Here is a 17045-nt window from a genome sequence, read left to right as displayed (position 1 = left end):
ACGATCTGGTACGGACGGGAGTCTAGGGCCTGCCTCACACGGGGTGGGGTTATCCCCCGTTTACAGCACCCCGGCCACCCCATGGCATGAGCGGGTCGTACTTGACAGGGTGTGGCCCATGACCATGAGCCATGCCGTACCCGACAACGACCGACCTCCCCCCGTACGCGCCGTCTTCAGCGCCGTGACGTGGAAGGAGATCGCCCATCTGGTGAGCAACCTGCCGTTGGCGATCGTCGGTTTTGTTTACGCGGTTGTCATGGTTTCCACGGCCGGCGGTCTTTCCGTGACCGCGGTCGGAATTCCCCTGCTCGCGTGCGGTCTGTATCTGTCTCGGCAATTGGGACGGCTGGACCGGGCGCGCGCCCGCGGGCTGCTGGGCGTACGGGTGGACGAGCCGACCCCGATCCCCGGTCCGAAGCGGTCCGGCGGATTCTTCCCCTGGCTGTGGACGAGCATCAAAGACCCGGTGGGCTGGCGGACGGTGCTGTACCAGCTGATCCGGTTGCCGTGGGGAGTACTCACCTTCACGGTAGCGCTGACCGGCCTGTTCGTGCTGTGGCCGGTGCTGCCGTACGTGGTGCGGCTGATGGCGAACGTGGACCGGGCGATGGTACGGGGGCTGCTGTCGCCCTCCGAGGACCTGGAGCGGCGGATCGCGGAGCTGGAATCCGACCGTGGAGTCGTGGTCGACACGGCGGCGGCCGACCTGCGGCGCATCGAGCGGGACCTGCACGACGGGGCGCAGGCCCGGCTGGTGGCGCTGGCGATGGGGCTGGGCCTGGCGAAGGAGAAGCTGCTGGAGGACCCCGAGGGCGCGGCGGCGATGGTCGACGAGGCGCACGGCGAGGTGAAGCTGGCCCTGCAGGAGCTGCGGGACCTCGCACGGGGGATCCACCCGGCAGTGCTGACGGACCGGGGGCTGGACGCGGCGCTGTCGTCGGTGGCGGCGCGGTGCGTGGTGCCGGTGAAGGTGGCGGTGGACCTGCCGGCGGATCTGCCGGCGGCGCGGCCGGCGGAGGCGATCGAGGGGATCGCGTACTTCGTGGTGTCCGAGCTGCTGCAGAACGTGAGCAAGCACGCGGGGCCGGGGGCGCGGGGCGCGACGGTGGAGGTGTGGCGGGCGGGGGCGAGGCTGATGATCCGGGTGTCGGACGACGGGCGGGGTGGAGCGAGTCCCTCCGGGGGGAGTGGGCTGGCGGGGCTCGCGGAGCGGTTGGGCGCGGTGGACGGGGTGCTGGTGGTGGACTCGCCCGCGGGGGCGGGGACCGTGGTCACGGCCGAGCTGCCGTGGCGGGACCGGGGGTAGGCCGCGGGGCCCGTTGTTTCGTAGGTGCGCGGGACTCCCGTCCGGGGTGGGTGGGGGTCCCGTTCGCGCGTGCGGTGCGGCGCCGTTTCCCAGGGCTCCGCCCCGGACCCCGCGCCTCAAACGCCGGCGAGGCTGGATTTGGCGACGCCGCGCCGAACACCGGGCAGGGCCCGATCGCGCGTGCGGCGAGCCGCCGCCTCCCAGGGCTCCGCCCCGGACCCCGCGCCTCAAACGCCGGCGAGGCTGGATTTCGCGGCGCCACGCCGAACACCGGGCAGGGCCCGATCGCGCGTGCGGCGAGCCGCCGCCTCCCAGGGCTCCGCCCCGGACCCCGCGCCTCAAACGCCGGCGAGGCTGGATTTCGCGGCGCCACGCCGAACACCGGGCAGGCGGGGCACGCCGGAGGGGTGGGGTTAACCCCCCGGTGGAGATGCCGACCCGCCGCATGGTTGTGGGGGTCTGGGGCCGGCAGGGTGGGGGTGTAACGGAGGACCGGAAGGGCGGGTCGGGATCATGGACAACGGCACGGGAACGGGCGGCGGGATCGGCGCGGTGCTGCGGGCTCCGGTCGAGGGGCGGACCTGGCGGGAGTTCGGGTACCTGCTGATCGGGCTGCCGCTGAGCACGCTGTACTTCTCGCTCGTCATCACCGGCGTAAGCCTCGGCGCCGGACTGCTCGTCACCTTCCTCGGCGTTCCGGTCCTCGCCGGCGCGCTCGCCATGTGCCGCGGCTTCGGGCACCTGGAGCGGGCCCGGGTGCGCGCGCTGCTCGGGGCGGACATCGCCGCCCCCGCGCCGATCCGGGCGAAGAAGCCCGGGCCGCTGGCCGCCATGGGTGCGCTGCTCAAGAGCGGGAGCGCCTGGCGCCACGCGCTGTACTCGGTCATCCACTTCCCGTGGGCGGTGTTCTCCTTCTGCCTGTCCCTGGTGCTGTGGGCGTGCGGGTGGGCGTACCTGCTGTACCCGCTCTGGTTCTGGGTCTTCCCGACCTTCACCGACCAGCCCGGTCTCCAGCTCTTCCAGAACGACGACTACGCCTTCTACCTCGACTCGCCGGTCACGATCGCCCTCGCCAGCCTCGTCGGGCTGGCCGTCACCCTCGCCACCCCGTGGGTGATCCGTGCCCTGACCACCGTCGACCGGGTCATGGTCGGCGGGCTGCTCGGGGCGTCCAGCCTGGCCACCCGCGTCAGCGAGCTGGAGTCCGACCGCGGGGTGGTCGTGGACACGGCGGCCGCCGACCTGCGGCGCATCGAGCGGGACCTGCATGACGGGGCGCAGGCCCGGCTGGTGGCGCTGGCGATGGATCTGGGGCTGGCGAAGGAGAAGCTGACCGAGGATCCGCAGGCCGCCGCCCGGATGGTGGACGAGGCGCACGGCGAGGTGAAGATCGCCCTCCAGGAGCTGCGCGACCTGGCCCGCGGGATCCACCCGGCCGTGCTGACCGACCGGGGGCTGGACGCGGCGCTGTCCTCGGTGGCGTCACGGTGTGCGGTGCCGGTACGGGTGGCCGTGGACCTGCCGGCCCGGCCCGCGGCGGCGATCGAGGGGATCGCGTACTTCACGGTCTCGGAGCTGCTACAGAACGTCAGCAAGCACGCGCTGGCCCGGTGGGCGTCGGTGGACGTGTGGAAGTCGGGGGAACGGCTGCTGATCCAGGTCGCTGACGACGGCCGGGGCGGGGCCGGGCCGCGGGAGGGGACGGGGCTGGCGGGGCTGACCGAGCGGCTGGACGCCGTGGACGGGGTGCTGGTCGTCGACTCCCCCGCCGGGGGCGGGACGACGGTCACGGCCGAGCTGCCCTGGCGCCCGTAGGGCTCGGCGGAGGCCGGGCCCTACCCCACGAGTCCGGTCCGGCCCAACCCGGCCCAACCCGGCCCAGCCCGACCCAGCCCGACCCGGTCCGGTCCGGTCCGGTCCGAGAGACGCTCCCCCACCGACGCGAGGGCCGGGCCCGATGGCCCGGCCCTCGCGCAACTCCCGGCCCGCGCAGCGCCCGTTTGCGGTATGCGACCTTCCAGTACGCGAAAACTCCCCCCGTACGGCGACGTGTTGTCCCGGCTCTGCCTTCAGCGGGACCCAAGGCTGGGATGCTTGGCTGAGTCGGGTAGTGCGTGAACGAGTGGACGCGGGAGCTGCTGAGTCGTGGAAGACAGGGTGCGGGTGGTCATCGCCGAGGATTCAGTGCTGCTGCGTGAGGGCCTGACCCGGTTGCTGACCGACCGGGGGCATGACGTCGTGGCGGGCGTCGGGGACGCAGAGGCCCTGATCAAGACGGTGGCGGACCTGGCGGCCGAGGGGGCGCTGCCGGATGTGGTGGTGGCGGACGTACGGATGCCGCCGACCCACACCGACGAGGGCGTGCGGGCGGCCGTGCGGCTGCGCCGCGACCACCCCGGGATAGGCGTGCTCGTGCTGTCCCAGTACGTGGAGGAGCAGTACGCCACCGAGCTGCTGGCCGGTTCCAGCACCGGGGTGGGGTATCTGCTCAAGGACCGGGTGGCCGACGTGCGCGAGTTCCTGGACGCGGTGGTGCGGGTGGCCCGGGGCGGTACGGCCCTGGACCCGGAGGTCGTCGCCCAGCTGCTCGGGCGCAGCCGGAAGCAGGACGTACTGGCGGGCCTGACCCCGCGCGAGCGCGAGGTGCTCGGGCTGATGGCCGAGGGGCGGACGAATTCCGCCGTGGCGAAGCAGCTGGTCGTGAGCGACGGAGCAGTGGAGAAGCACGTCAGCAACATCTTCATGAAATTGGGCCTTTCGCCGAGTGACGGGGATCACCGGCGAGTACTGGCCGTTCTCACCTATCTGAAATCTTGATCGACTGACACTCTGTCAGATACGGCATACCGGCAGGACCGTCTCAAGGGGCGGTCCTACGGTCCAGAATGTGGTCGCTCCTGGGGCCCTGATCCCTACGGACGTAGGGTTGGTTCCGGGGGTGCTCACGCCTCGAAGGAGGTCCAGTTCAGTGACCAGCCAGGTCAGCAGCCCAGCCGAGCAGGCCGACGGGGCCGGGGGTGCGGTTGTCGGTGGACAGCGCACCCCGGAGAGTCCGGGCGGCAAGGAAGTGCGCCGCCTCGATCGTGTGATCATCCGATTCGCAGGTGACTCCGGTGACGGTATGCAGCTCACCGGTGACCGCTTCACCTCGGAAACGGCGTCCTTCGGGAACGACCTGTCGACGCTGCCGAACTTCCCCGCCGAGATCCGCGCCCCCGCCGGAACCCTCCCGGGCGTCTCCTCCTTCCAGCTCCACTTCGCCGACCACGACATCCTCACCCCGGGCGATGCCCCGAACGTGCTGGTGGCGATGAACCCGGCGGCCCTGAAGGCGAACATCGCGGACCTGCCGCGCGGCGCGGAGATCATCATCAACACGGATGAGTTCACCAAGCGCCCCATGGCCAAGGTCGGCTACGCCACCTCGCCGCTGGAGGACGGCTCCCTCGACGCCTACAGCCTGCACCCGGTGCCGCTGACCACCCTGACGGTCGAGGCGCTGAAGGACTTCGGTCTCTCCCGCAAGGAGGCCGAGCGCAGCAAGAACATGTTCGCGCTGGGCCTGCTGTCGTGGATGTACCACCGGCCCACCGAGGGCACCGAGAACTTCCTGCGGCAGAAGTTCGCGAAGAAGCCCGAGATCGCCGAGGCGAACGTCGTCGCCTTCCGGGCCGGCTGGAACTTCGGGGAGACGACCGAGGACTTCGCGGTCTCCTACGAGGTCGCCCCCGCCACCCGCGCCTTCCCCACCGGCACCTACCGCAACATTTCCGGGAACCTGGCGCTCTCCTACGGTCTCGTCGCCGCGAGCCAGCAGGCCGACCTGCCCCTCTACCTGGGCTCCTACCCGATCACCCCGGCCTCGGACATCCTGCACGAGCTGTCGAAGCACAAGAACTTCGGCGTGCGGACCTTCCAGGCCGAGGACGAGATCGCCGGCATCGGCGCGGCGCTCGGCGCGGCGTTCGGCGGCGCGCTCGGAGTGACCACCACCTCCGGGCCCGGTGTGGCGCTCAAGTCGGAGGCGATCGGCCTCGCGGTGTCGCTGGAGCTTCCGCTGCTGGTCGTGGACATCCAGCGCGGCGGCCCGTCCACCGGACTGCCGACCAAGACGGAGCAGGCGGACCTCCTCCAGGCCATGTTCGGCCGCAACGGCGAGGCCCCCGTCCCGATCGTGGCCCCGCGGACCCCCGCGGACTGCTTCGACGCCGCCCTCGACGCGGCACGGATCGCGCTCACGTACCGGACCCCGGTCTTCCTGCTCTCCGACGGCTACCTCGCCAACGGATCCGAGCCCTGGCGGATCCCGGAGGTCGCCGACCTGCCCGACCTGAAGGTCAAGTTCGCCACCGGTGCGAACCACACCCTGTCCGACGGCACCGAGGTGTTCTGGCCGTACAAACGGGACCCGGAAACCCTCGCCCGCCCTTGGGCCATCCCCGGCACCCCCGGCCTCGAACACCGCATCGGCGGCATCGAGAAGCAGGACGGCACCGGCAACATCTCCTACGACCCGGCCAACCACGACCTCATGGTCCGCACCCGCCAGGCCAAGGTCGACGGCATCCGGGTGCCCGACCTCGACGTCGACGACCCGGACGGCGCCACCACCCTGGTCCTGGGCTGGGGTTCCACCTACGGCCCCATCACCGCGGCCGTCCGCCGGCTGCGGAGCGCCGGACGCCCCATCGCCCAGGCCCACCTGCGCCACCTCAACCCCTTCCCCAGGAATCTCGGCGGGGTCCTGGAGCGTTACGAGAAGGTAGTGGTGCCGGAGATGAACCTCGGGCAGCTCGCCACCCTGATCCGGGCGAAATACCTGGTCGACGCCCAGTCGTACAACCAGGTCAACGGAATGCCGTTCAAGGCGGAGCAGCTCGCCACGGTTCTCAAGGAGGCCATCGATGACTGAGGTGACGGAGGCGACCGACGGGGCGCGGACCCTGCTCTCGCTGGTACCCAAGGCCGAGAGCAAGCAGTCGATGAAGGACTTCAAGTCGGACCAGGAGGTCCGCTGGTGCCCCGGTTGCGGTGACTACGCCGTGCTGGCCGCAGTTCAGGGCTTCATGCCCGAACTGGGCCTCGCGAAGGAGAACATCGTCTTCGTCTCGGGCATCGGCTGCTCCTCCCGTTTCCCGTACTACATGAACACGTACGGGATGCACTCCATCCACGGCCGCGCCCCGGCCATCGCCACCGGCCTCGCCACCTCCCGCCGCGACCTGTCCGTCTGGGTGGTCACGGGCGACGGCGACGCGCTGTCCATCGGTGGCAACCACCTCATCCACGCCCTGCGCCGCAACGTCAACCTGAAGATCCTGCTCTTCAACAACCGGATCTACGGGCTGACCAAGGGCCAGTACTCCCCCACCTCCGAGGTCGGCAAGATCACGAAGTCGACGCCGATGGGCTCGCTGGACGCGCCCTTCAACCCGGTGTCGCTGGCGATCGGAGCCGAGGCCTCCTTCGTCGCCCGGACCGTCGACTCCGACCGCAAGCACCTCACCGAGGTGCTGCGCCAGGCGGCCGACCACCAGGGCACGGCGCTCGTGGAGATCTACCAGAACTGCAACATCTTCAACGACGGCGCCTTCGAGGTCCTCAAGGACAAGGACCAGGCCCTGGAAGCCGTGATCCGGCTGGAGGACGGGCAGCCGATCCGCTTCGGTGCGGACGACGCCAAGGGTGTCGTCCGCAACCCGGCCACCGGAGACCTTGAGGTCGTGGACGTCACCGCGGCGAACGAGGCGCGGGTCCTGGTGCACGACGCGAAGAACGCCAGCGCCACCACCGCTTTCGCGCTCTCCCGCCTCGCCGACCCCGACACGCTGCACCACACCCCGATCGGGGTGTTCCGCAGCGTGGAGCGGCCCGTCTACGACACCCTCATGGCCGACCAGCTCGACGCGGCCATCGACCGCAGCGGCAAGGGCGACCTCGGGGCGCTGCTGACCGGCAACGACACCTGGACGGTCGTCGGCTAGCGCGCACCGCCGACACCCGCGCCGACACGCGACGGAGCCCGGATCCTGCGCCAGGATCCGGGCTCCGTCGCGTCCGGCGCGCACCGGGCCTCGCGCGCACCGGGGCCTCGCGCGCACCGAGGGCTCGCTCGGCGCGCGGGCCCCGAAAGATGTCAGGAGTATCTCCCGAGTACGGGCATGACATCTGGGCCGTACGGCGATACCGTCGTGAAGTTGGCTGGAAGTCGTACAGGAGGCCCCGTGAAGGCAGAGAACGAGCAGCGCACGGGTTTGCTCTACGGATTCGGCGCATACGGGATGTGGGGGCTGGTCCCCCTCTTCTGGCCGCTCCTCGAGCCCTCCGGGGCGATCGAGATCCTCGCCCACCGCATGGTGTGGTCCCTGGCCGTGGTCGGTCTGGCGCTGCTCGCGCTGCGCCGCTGGGGCTGGATACGGGAGCTGCTCCGCCAGCCCCGCAAGCTCGGCCTGACCGCGCTGGCCGCCACGGTGATCAGCGTGAACTGGGGCCTGTACATCTGGGCCGTCAACAACGAGCACGTCGTCGAGGCCAGCCTCGGCTACTTCATCAATCCCCTGGTCAGCATCGCCATCGGCGTGCTCCTGCTCGGTGAGCGGCTGCGCCGGGCGCAGTGGGTGGCGGTCGGCCTCAGCTTCGTCGCCGTGCTGGTGCTCGCCGTCGGCTACGGACGGCCGCCGTGGATCTCGCTGGTCCTCGCCTTCTCCTTCGCCACGTACGGGCTGATCAAGAAGAAGCTCGGCATGGGCGGCCTGGAGTCGCTGACCGCCGAGACGGCCGTGCTGTTCCTGCCCGCCCTCGGATACGTCCTGTGGCTCGGCGCGCAGGGCCGGTCCACCTTCACCTCGCACGGCGTCACCCACTCGCTCCTGCTGGCGGCGACCGGGCTGGTCACGGCGGTCCCGCTGGTGTTCTTCGGGATGGCCGCGATCCGGGTCCCGCTGTCCACCCTCGGGCTGCTCCAGTACATGGCCCCGGTCTTCCAGTTCGGGCTCGGCGTCCTGTACTTCCACGAGGCCATGCCGCCCGAGCGTTGGGCGGGCTTCTCCCTGGTGTGGGCCGCGCTCGTGATCCTCACCTGGGACGCGCTGCGTACGGCGCGGCGGTCCCGGGCGAGACTGGCGGCAGCAGCGCCGACCGTCCTGGCGACGCCGGCCCGCGAGCCCGCGTAGCACCCGCCCGCGCAGCACCGCCCGCGGGGCTCGCGCCGGCAAACCCTCCACACCCTCGATCCCCGGTACGGACCACCCGTACCGGGGATCGTCCGTTTTCCGAACTGCCCTGACCGAATTATGGTCTTGACGGATAGTCATACTCTCGCTGAACATCAGGCTCGCACTGACGCACTAACGCTCACCCGCTCTTTCCCAGTCGTTCCGTCATATCCCCGCGGAATCCCGGAGCCCCCACATGAGCCTGTCCGTCTCCCGGCGCCTTGCTGCCGTGACCGCGTTCGCGGTCGCCGGCCTGTTCGCCTCCGCCGCCCCCGCCGCACTCGCCGCACCCACGGCGGTCGCCGCGGCGCCGACACCGCCCGACATACCGCTGGCCAACGTCAAGGCCCACCTGTCACAGCTCTCGACCATCGCCGCCAACAACGGCGGCAACCGCGCCCACGGCAGGGCCGGCTACAAGGCCTCCATCGACTACGTGAAGGGCAAGCTCGACGCGGCCGGCTTCACGACCACCCTGCAGACCTTCACCTCCAGCGGCGCCACCGGCTACAACCTGATCGCCGACTGGCCGGGCGGCGACCCGAACTCGGTCCTGATGGCCGGGTCGCACCTGGACTCGGTGACCTCGGGCGCCGGCATCAACGACAACGGCTCCGGCAGCGCGGCCGTCCTGGAAACCGCCCTCGCCGTCTCCCGGGCCGGTTTGCAGCCCACCAAGCACCTGCGCTTCGGCTGGTGGGGCGCGGAGGAGCTGGGCCTGGTCGGCTCGAAGTACTACGTCAACAACCTGCCGGCCGCCGAGCGCGCCAAGTTCGCCGGGTACCTGAACTTCGACATGATCGGCTCGCCGAATCCGGGCTACTTCGTCTACGACGACGACCCGACGATCGAGCAGACCTTCAAGAACTACTACACCGGCCTCGGCGTCCCGACCGAGATCGAGACCGAGGGCGACGGCCGCTCCGACCACGCCTCCTTCAAGAACGTGGGCATTCCCGTCGGCGGCCTGTTCACCGGCGCCAGCAACACCAAGTCCGCCGCGCAGGCCCAGAAGTGGGGCGGCACCTCCGGTCAGGCCTTCGACCGCTGCTACCACTCCTCGTGCGACAGCCTGACGAACATCAACGACACCGCCCTGGACCGCAACTCCGACGCCGTCGCCTACGCGATCTGGACGCTCGGGGCGGCCACTCCGGTCCCGCCGGGCCAGTCCTTCGAGAACACGGCGGACGTGAACGTCCCGGACTCCCCCGCGGCGGCGGTGTCCTCGCCGATCACGGTCTCCGGCGTGACGGGCAACGCGCCCGCGACCACCAAGGTCGACGTGAACATCGTCCACACCTACCGCGGTGACCTCGTGGTCGACCTGGTCGCCCCCGACGGCACCGTCTACAACCTGCACAACCGCACGGGCGGCAGCGCCGACAACCTCGTCCAGACGTACACCGTCAACGCCTCCAGCGAGGTCGCCAACGGTGTCTGGAACCTCCGGGTCAAGGACACGGCGGCGCAGGACGTCGGCTACATCAACAGCTGGAAGATCACCTTCTAGGCCTTCCGCCTGCTCAGGCGTCCTCGGCGCGGGACTGCGAGGACGCCTGGAGCGGCCCCTGGATGCGGGCGCGCAGCTCCTCGGCCACGGCCGCGATGTCCGCGCGGCCCAGCTTCGCCGCCTCCACCAGGTCGCCGAGCTCTTCCGGCGAGGGCAGCTGCTTCGCCCCGGCCACCCGCAGGTACGAGCGGGTGGCCGCGGCCGCGTAGAACTCGTTCATCGGGGATTCCAGGGCCGGGCACACCGCGAGGGTGTGCAAAAACGCGGCGGCCCGCCACGCGGTGTCCGGGGCGGGCTGTTCGGGCACGAGGACGAGGTCGTTCTGGTGCCGGGCGACCGCGGCGGCCACCCCGGAGGGATCCCACACGGCGGGATCGGACGGGAGATGGTGGGCCAGAGCCGTCCAGGCCCACTCCATGGTGATCTTCAATTGCCGAACCGCTGCTGGAAGTAACCCCAGTGGTCGGCGAACTCCTCTATGCCGGAGAGGAAGTTTTTCCGGTCCTCGTCGAGTTCGCGTTCCGTGACCTCGGTGATCAGCGCGGTGACCGTCGTCCCCAGCGCCGCCGCACGCGCCTTCAGGCGTTCGTGGAACTCTTCGTCCAGGCGGATGGTGACGTGTCTCGACATGTCCAACACCGTACAGCGGGTGTGCTGTACGGGGAGCGGAAATGCCGCAAGGGTGGGCAGGGACACAGTCCCGACCCACCCTCGCGGCGGCCCGTCCGGCTAGCGATTACTTGTTGGCGTTGGCCGCCTTGACCAGCGCGTCCTTGGTGACCGCGCCGACGTAGACCTTGCCGTCGTCCGTGATCAGGGCGTTGACCAGGCGGGTCGACAGGACGCGGCCCTCACCGAACTTCCCGGTGACCTTCTCCCCGAGGGAGTCGAGGAACTGCTTGGCCTGCTTCGGGGTGTTCTTGTCGTTCTCCAGGTCCTTCAGGTTCCGGTTCACGCCCGAGTCGATGCGGGCGATGGTCGACCAGCCCTCGCCGAGCACCTTCATGTCGCCCTTGCCGCCCTCGCCGCCGGCCAGATCGCCGAGGCCCGGGAAGGACTCCAGCGCCTTGCGGTGCTCGTCCGCGCCGCCCTTGCCCGCCCCGTCCACGCCCTCGGTCACCTTGGCGCCCTTGGGGGCGGTGAAGGAGAAGGTGTCCGCGGCCGGCTTGGTGAAGTCGACCTTGGTGAAGCCGGCGTCCACGATCGGCTTGCCGCCCTGGGCGGACAGCAGCTGCACGCGCAGCGGCACGCCGTTCTTGGCGTCCACCGCGATCTGGACCGAGCCGACCGTGGAGCCGGTCTGCTTGGGCTTCAGCACCAGCTGGTAGGCGTCCCGGCCGGCCACCTGCGCGGTGTCGCCCACGCTGACGTCCGTGGTGGGGCCGGCGGACTTCAGGATCTCCTCGGCCAGCTTCTGCGGCGAGGCGGCCAGGCGGTCGCCGGTCTTGTGCTCCTTGCCGCCGTCCTTGCCCTTGCCCTGGCCGGCCTCGGCGTTCTTCTCGTGGAAGACCTCGTTCGACTTGGAGTCGTAGCCCCACACGTCGTCGCCGTTGTGGATGAGGCTGTACTCGTCCTTGCCGTCGAGGAAGGTCAGCCGCTGGCGGTCCGGGCCGTCGGCCGCGACGCGCAGGGTGTGGCTGCCGTTCGCCAGCTGGGCGACCTTGTCCTCCGGGTTGGCGGAGCCGCCCGCGACGCCGCCGCCGCCGAGCAGCCCGCTCGCGATCTTCGGCAGCCCCAGGTCGGTGGTGATCCGGGCGGTGCCGGACAGCTGCTGCACGTCCGAGGCCGCGACCTTCTCGATGAGCTGCTGCGCCGTCACCTTCGGCAGGTCGGGCCCGCCGGCGTTGGCGAAGGCCGGGACCATCGCAACGGTCGCCGCGGCCACGCCCGCCACCGCTACCGGTACGGCGTACCGGGCGGCCTTGCGGGAAGTCTTGGTGTTCGGTGCCATGTCAGTGCCCTGCCCTCTGTGTCGACTGCGGTGACCACCGTGTCGCCGCGCTCACCCGATCTGGTGGGGTTTGATGACTCCATCTGACCAAATCGGCGGCCCTGGGGCGTCAGCCCCCGGACGCAACTCGACGTACGCCCGTGGGATGACATGGAAAGGGCCCTCCTCCCCCGACCCGTAGGGGTCGCCGGGGCGGAAGGGCCCGTTCCGCAGTCGTGGCCGTTACCCGGCGCGGTGCACCACCGCGTCGCAGAGCTCTTCGAGCGCCGACTTGGCGAAGCACTCCGGCAGCGGGGCCAGCATGGCCCGCGCGTCCTGCGCGTACTGGATGGTGTCGCGGCGGGCCCGCTCCAGGGCGGGGTGCGCCCGCAGCCGGGTGAGCACCTCGGCGTGGCGGGCGTCGTCCGTCAGGTCGCCGTCCAGGAGGCTCACGAGCTCCAGGTCCGCCGGGTCGCCGCCCCGGGCGGCCATCTCGCGCAGCCGCAGCACGGGCAGCGTCGGGATGCCCTCGCGCAGGTCGGTGCCCGGGGTCTTGCCGGACTCGTGCGCGTCGGAGGCGATGTCGAGCACGTCGTCGGCGAGCTGGAAGGCGGTGCCGAGCCGCTCGCCGTACTGGGTCAGGATGTCGACGACCGACTCGTCGGCGCCGGACATGAGCGCGCCGAAGCGGCCGGAGACCGCGATCAGCGAGCCGGTCTTGCCGGCGATGACGTCGAGGTAGTGGGCGACGGGGTCGCGGCCGTCGCGCGGGCCGGCCGTCTCCAGGATCTGGCCCGTCACCAGCCGCTCGAAGGCCTCGGCCTGGATGCGTACGGCTTCCGGCCCGAGGTCGGCCAGGATGTGCGAGGCGCGGGCGAACAGGAAGTCACCCGTGAGGACCGCCACCGAGTTGCCCCAGCGGGCGTTGGCGCTCTCCACCCCGCGGCGGACGTCCGCCTCGTCCATGACGTCGTCGTGGTAGAGCGTCGCCAGGTGCGTGAGCTCGACCACGACGGCGGACGGCACGATGCCGGGCGCGTAGGGATCGCCGAAGCGGGACGCCAGCATCACCAGCAGCGGCCGGAACCGCTTGCCTCCGGCCCGGACCAGGTGCTGTGCGGCCTCGGTGATGAAGGGGACTTCGCTCTTGGTGGCTTCCAGCAGACCCGCCTCGACGGCGGCCAGTCCGGCCTGGACATCGGTCTCAAGAGCCTGGTCCCGCACGCTCAGTCCGAACGGCCCGACGACGGTCACGAGGGGTACTCCTGTCTGCTGACGATCACGCTGACGATCACATGGATTGTCGATGTGTCGCTGCCATCACTCAAGCCAGCGTATCGGGTCTGTTTTCGATCACCGAGAGCGCCTTCCCGGCCACCACCCGGCCGCCATCCGCGCACTGTCCGATGAGCACCGGTATGTTCGGGAGAAGACGAAACAACCGGAGAATGCGTTTTGCCCAGAACTGCAACCAATAGGGGCGAGCCCGCGGATCCGGCGGCCGACCGGCCGCCGCCCCGGGACGACCACGCCTTCCCCGGCCGTCCCCGGGGACCGGCCGCGCTCTCCGGACCGGAGGTCCGGGAGCGTTTCTCGTTCCTGGGCATGCAGGCCGTCCTCGTCCTCTGTTTCGCGGACACCGTGGCGAACGGCGGCCTGGGGATGGATCCGGGCACCGCGGCCTCCGTCTCGGCGGCCTACGGGACCATGGTCTACCTCGTCTCCGACGCGATGCGGCGCACCGTGCGGCGGGTCGTCGGCGGCTGTCTCGCGTGCGCCGCGCCCACCACCCTTCTGGCCGTCATCGGACGGTTGACCACGGCCGGCCCGGCCGTGACGGCGATGGCGCCGTGGCTGCCGCGCACGATGCACCCCCTCCACTGAGGCCGGGTCGGGGCGAACGATCCGAGGCGAACGATCCGAGGCGATTGGCGGCTGAGACCAGATGATCATCCGTACCGACTTCCCGTACGGCACCACCCACGAGGATGTCCGGATCCCGCTGCCCGACGGTGTCGAGCTGTACGCGCGGATCTGGCGCCCGGTGACGGACGAGCCGGTTCCGGCCCTGCTGGAGTACCTCCCGTACCGGCTCACCGACTGGACCTCGCCGCGCGACCGGCAGCGCCACCCCTGGTACGCGGGGCACGGCTACGCCTCCGTACGGGTGGACGTGCGCGGGCACGGCTGTAGCGGGGGCTCGCCGGGAGACGAGTACGACGCCCGCGAGCTGGCCGACGGCGTGGCGGTGGTGGAGTGGCTGGCGGCGCAGCCGTGGTGCACGGGTTCGGTGGGGATGTTCGGGATCTCGTGGGGCGGGTTCAACTCGCTCCAGATCGCGGCGCTGGCCCCCGAGCCGCTGAAGGCGGTCGTCACCGTCTGCTCGACGGACGACCGGTACGACAACGACGTCCACTACATGGGCGGCTCGGTGCTCGCCGTGGACATGCACGCGTGGGCGGCGACCATGCTGGCCTTCGCCTCCCGGCCGCCGGACCCGCAGTTCGTCGGCGACGACTGGCGCCGGCAGTGGCTGGAGCGGCTGGAGGCGGTGGAGCCGCTCGTCCACACCTGGCTCTCCCACCAGACGCGCGACGCCTACTGGCGCCGCGGCAGCGTCTGCGAGGACTACACGGCCATCGGCGCGGCCGTGCTCGCGGTCGGCGGCTGGCACGACCCGTACCGGGACACCGTGCTGCGGCTGGTCGAGCACCTGCCGCCGGCCCGCGTGCGGGGGCTGATCGGCCCCTGGTCGCACCAGTACCCGGACCGCGGCCTGCCGCCGGGGCCGGCCATCGGCTTCCTCCAGGAGACCCTGCGCTGGTGGGACCACTGGCTGAAGGGTGCGGACAACGGGGTGATGGAGGAGCCGCTGCTGCGCAGCTGGATCAGCGACTCGCACCCGCCGGCGACGGTGTACGAAGAGCTCCCGGGCCGTTGGGTCGGCGAGAAGTCCTGGCCGTCGGCGTCCGTCATCCCCGTCCCGTACGTGTTCCAGGGCGCGCCGGTGGAGGTGGCCTCCCCGCAGCACACCGGTCTGGACGCGGGCCGGTTCTTCCCCTTCGGCAACGACGCCGACCTGCCGCCGGACCAGCGGGAGGAGGACGCGAAGTCGGCCTGCTTCGAGTTCCCGGTGGGGCGCGAGGAGCCGGTGGAGATCCTGGGGCGGCCGTCGGTCACCCTGCGGCTGCGGCTCGACGTGCCGTACGGGCAGGTGGTCGCCCGGCTGTGCGACGTGGCCCCGGACGGCTCCTCGACGCTGGTCACGCGGGGCGCGCTGAACCTCTCGGCCCGTCGGGGCCGTGACCGGGCGCTGCCCTGGCCGGTGGGCGCGTACGAGGACGTCGCCTTCGAGCTGAACGGCATCGGCCACGCCTTCGCGCCGGGGCACCGGATCCGGCTCGCCGTGTCGTCCGCGTACTGGCCGTGGATCTGGCCGCGGGCCGGGTCGGAGGCCGGCTGGACCCTGGACCCGGCGGGCAGCGCGCTGACCCTGCCGGTGCGGGCGGGCTCCGCGTCGGACGGCGGGATCGTCTTCGAGGCCCCGGAGCAGGCGGAGCCGCTGGGTGTGGTCTTCCCCGCGACGCTGGACGAACCGCGCCCGGAACGACTGGTCGTGCGGGACGTCGCGCGCGGGACGTGGCGGCTGGAGGTGGACCCGCGGTACGGGGGCACCCGGGTGTACCCGGACGGCCTGGAGTACGGCGAGGACGCGGAGGAGGTGTACGAGATCCAGGACGCGGACGCGCTGTCGGCGCGGGCGCGGTCGCGGTGGCGGATCCGGCTCCACCGGCCGGAACTGGGCTGGGACGCGAGGGTGGAGACCCGGTCGGAGATCTCCTGCGACGAGGGCGGTTTCCTGACGTCGAACGAGGTGGTGTGCAGGGAGGGGGACGAGGTGGTCTTCCACCGGACGTGGGAACGCCGGCTGCCGCGCGCGGCGGGCTGAGCCGTCCGGTGCGGCGCCGCTTCCGGGGGCTCCGCCCCCGCACCCCCGCGCCTCAAACGCCGGCGAGGCTGAAAGAACCAGCCTCGCCGGCGTTTGAGGCGCGGGTCCGGGCAGAGCCCGGGAAACGGAGAAAGGGCGGGGCGGGGAGAGGCTCCGCGCAGCGGCCCCGTGCTAGCCGAACAGCCGTTCCAGGACCACCGCGATGCCGTCGTCCTCGTTGGACAGCGTCAGCTCGTCCGCGACGGCCACCAGCTCGCGGTGCGCGTTCGCCATCGCCACCCCGTGGGCCGCCCACGCGAACATCGGAATGTCGTTCGGCATGTCCCCGAAGGCGATCGTCCGGGACGGGCAGACGCCGAGGACGTCCGCAGCCCGCGCGAGTCCGCTGGCCTTGTCGATGCCCGGCGGCTGGAGTTCCACCGTGTGCTCGCCCGCCATCGTGACGTTCACCAGGTGGCCGACCACCGACCGCGCCACTCGTGTCAGTTCGTCGTCGTCCAGCTCCGGGTGCTGGAGCAGCACCTTGTTGATCGGCGCCGACCACAGGTCGCAGCGCCGCGGGACGCGGACCGTCGGCAGGTGGGGGTGCCACATCCGGTAGCCCGGCCCTATCAGCATCTCCGCGTCCAGGCCCTCCTGGTTGACCGCCGCGTAGACCTCGCCGACCTCCGCCTCGATCTTGCCGAGGGCCACCTCGGCCAGCTCCCGGTCCATGGACACGGAGCGCAGCAGGCGCCCGCGCGCCGCGTCGTACACCTGCGCGCCCTGCCCGCACACCGCGAGCCCCGTGTAGCCGAGCCGGTCCAGGACGTGTCGGACCTGGGGAACGGGGCGTCCGGTGACGATGATGTGCTGGGCGCCTGCCGCGCGCGCCGTCGCGAGCGCCTCGTAGGAACGGGCGGAGACGGTGTCCCCGGCTTGCAGCAGAGTCCCGTCCAGGTCCGTGGCGATCAAGGCGTAGGGAAGGGCCGGGGGCGGGGCGGAAGTCACGACGCCTAGGATACGGACCCCTTTGGACAAGTCCTACAAATAGAGCAGGAATCCGGCCTCCCCCACGTCCCATCCGTCACTTTGATGCGCTCCCGCGTCGAGCGGTGCAGGGGCGGGGCAGGGAAGTACACAACCCCGAC

General features: G+C 71.2%; 13 protein-coding genes and 1 pseudogene. 9 read left to right on the top strand and 5 right to left on the bottom strand.

The window, feature by feature from the left end:
- The first annotated feature begins 118 nt into the window (after positions 1-118).
- The 7 genes from OG594_RS26165 (at position 119) to OG594_RS26135 (ending at position 10036) form a co-directional block, all read left to right on the top strand.
- Positions 119-1309, top strand: coding sequence for a sensor histidine kinase (locus OG594_RS26165; RefSeq protein ID WP_266603791.1), 1191 nt, complete (start codon positions 119-121; stop codon positions 1307-1309).
- A gap of 513 nt (positions 1310-1822) precedes the next feature.
- The gene (locus OG594_RS26160) at positions 1823-3124 is read left to right on the top strand and encodes a sensor histidine kinase (RefSeq protein ID WP_266603789.1); all 1302 of its coding nucleotides are present in this window, start codon (positions 1823-1825) and stop codon (positions 3122-3124) included.
- A 342-nt stretch (positions 3125-3466) separates the two neighbouring features.
- Positions 3467-4126: a response regulator transcription factor gene (locus tag OG594_RS26155; protein ID WP_030016724.1), complete on the top strand. Its 660-nt coding sequence runs from the start codon at positions 3467-3469 to the stop codon at positions 4124-4126.
- A gap of 151 nt (positions 4127-4277) precedes the next feature.
- The gene (locus tag OG594_RS26150; RefSeq protein ID WP_266603787.1) at positions 4278-6221 is read left to right on the top strand and encodes a 2-oxoacid:acceptor oxidoreductase subunit alpha; all 1944 of its coding nucleotides are present in this window, start codon (positions 4278-4280) and stop codon (positions 6219-6221) included.
- Positions 6214-7293 (top strand): 2-oxoacid:ferredoxin oxidoreductase subunit beta, encoded by a 1080-nt coding sequence (locus OG594_RS26145; RefSeq protein ID WP_266603784.1) that lies wholly within the window; start codon positions 6214-6216, stop codon positions 7291-7293. The genes OG594_RS26150 and OG594_RS26145 overlap by 8 nt, the downstream gene beginning before the upstream one ends.
- A gap of 240 nt (positions 7294-7533) precedes the next feature.
- Positions 7534-8481, top strand: coding sequence for an EamA family transporter RarD (rarD, locus tag OG594_RS26140; RefSeq protein WP_266603782.1), 948 nt, complete (start codon positions 7534-7536; stop codon positions 8479-8481).
- Between the two features lie 238 nt (positions 8482-8719).
- Complete coding sequence (locus OG594_RS26135) at positions 8720-10036, top strand: M28 family metallopeptidase (RefSeq protein WP_266603780.1); 1317 nt, start codon at positions 8720-8722, stop codon at positions 10034-10036.
- A gap of 13 nt (positions 10037-10049) precedes the next feature.
- Here the strand turns inward: OG594_RS26135 and OG594_RS26130 are convergent, their stop codons facing one another.
- From OG594_RS26130 to OG594_RS26115, 4 genes are all read right to left on the bottom strand, one after another.
- Entirely contained in the window at positions 10050-10466 is a 417-nt protein-coding gene (locus OG594_RS26130; RefSeq protein WP_266603778.1) for a hypothetical protein, read from the bottom strand.
- Entirely contained in the window at positions 10463-10666 is a 204-nt protein-coding gene (locus tag OG594_RS26125) for a ribbon-helix-helix domain-containing protein (RefSeq protein ID WP_223835884.1), read from the bottom strand. Before OG594_RS26125 ends, OG594_RS26130 begins: the two co-directional genes overlap by 4 nt.
- A 106-nt stretch (positions 10667-10772) precedes the next feature.
- Positions 10773-11987, bottom strand: a complete 1215-nt coding sequence (locus tag OG594_RS26120; RefSeq protein WP_266603774.1) for a sigma-E factor regulatory protein RseB domain-containing protein — start codon at positions 11985-11987, stop codon at positions 10773-10775.
- A gap of 222 nt (positions 11988-12209) precedes the next feature.
- A complete protein-coding gene (locus tag OG594_RS26115) occupies positions 12210-13220 on the bottom strand; it encodes a polyprenyl synthetase family protein (RefSeq protein WP_266603772.1) in 1011 nt (336 codons plus the stop codon).
- Between the two features lie 54 nt (positions 13221-13274).
- Between OG594_RS26115 and OG594_RS26110 the strand changes: the two are divergent.
- Positions 13275-13691 (top strand): annotated as a pseudogene (locus tag OG594_RS26110) (hypothetical protein); the annotation flags it as partial.
- Between the two features lie 220 nt (positions 13692-13911).
- Positions 13912-15915, top strand: a complete 2004-nt coding sequence (locus OG594_RS26105; protein ID WP_266603770.1) for a CocE/NonD family hydrolase — start codon at positions 13912-13914, stop codon at positions 15913-15915.
- 171 nt (positions 15916-16086) lie between these two features.
- On the opposite strand, the gene OG594_RS26100 is transcribed toward OG594_RS26105, so the two are convergent.
- Positions 16087-16905: an HAD family hydrolase gene (locus OG594_RS26100; protein WP_266603768.1), complete on the bottom strand. Its 819-nt coding sequence runs from the start codon at positions 16903-16905 to the stop codon at positions 16087-16089.
- Between the last annotated feature and the right edge of the window lie 140 nt (positions 16906-17045).

Origin of the sequence: Streptomyces sp. NBC_01214 (assembly GCF_026340975.1) — a bacterium.
Lineage (GTDB): Bacteria > Actinomycetota > Actinomycetes > Streptomycetales > Streptomycetaceae > Streptomyces.
The sequence above is the reverse complement of the archived record's forward strand: the minus strand, read 5'-3'. Positions and strand labels throughout refer to the sequence as shown.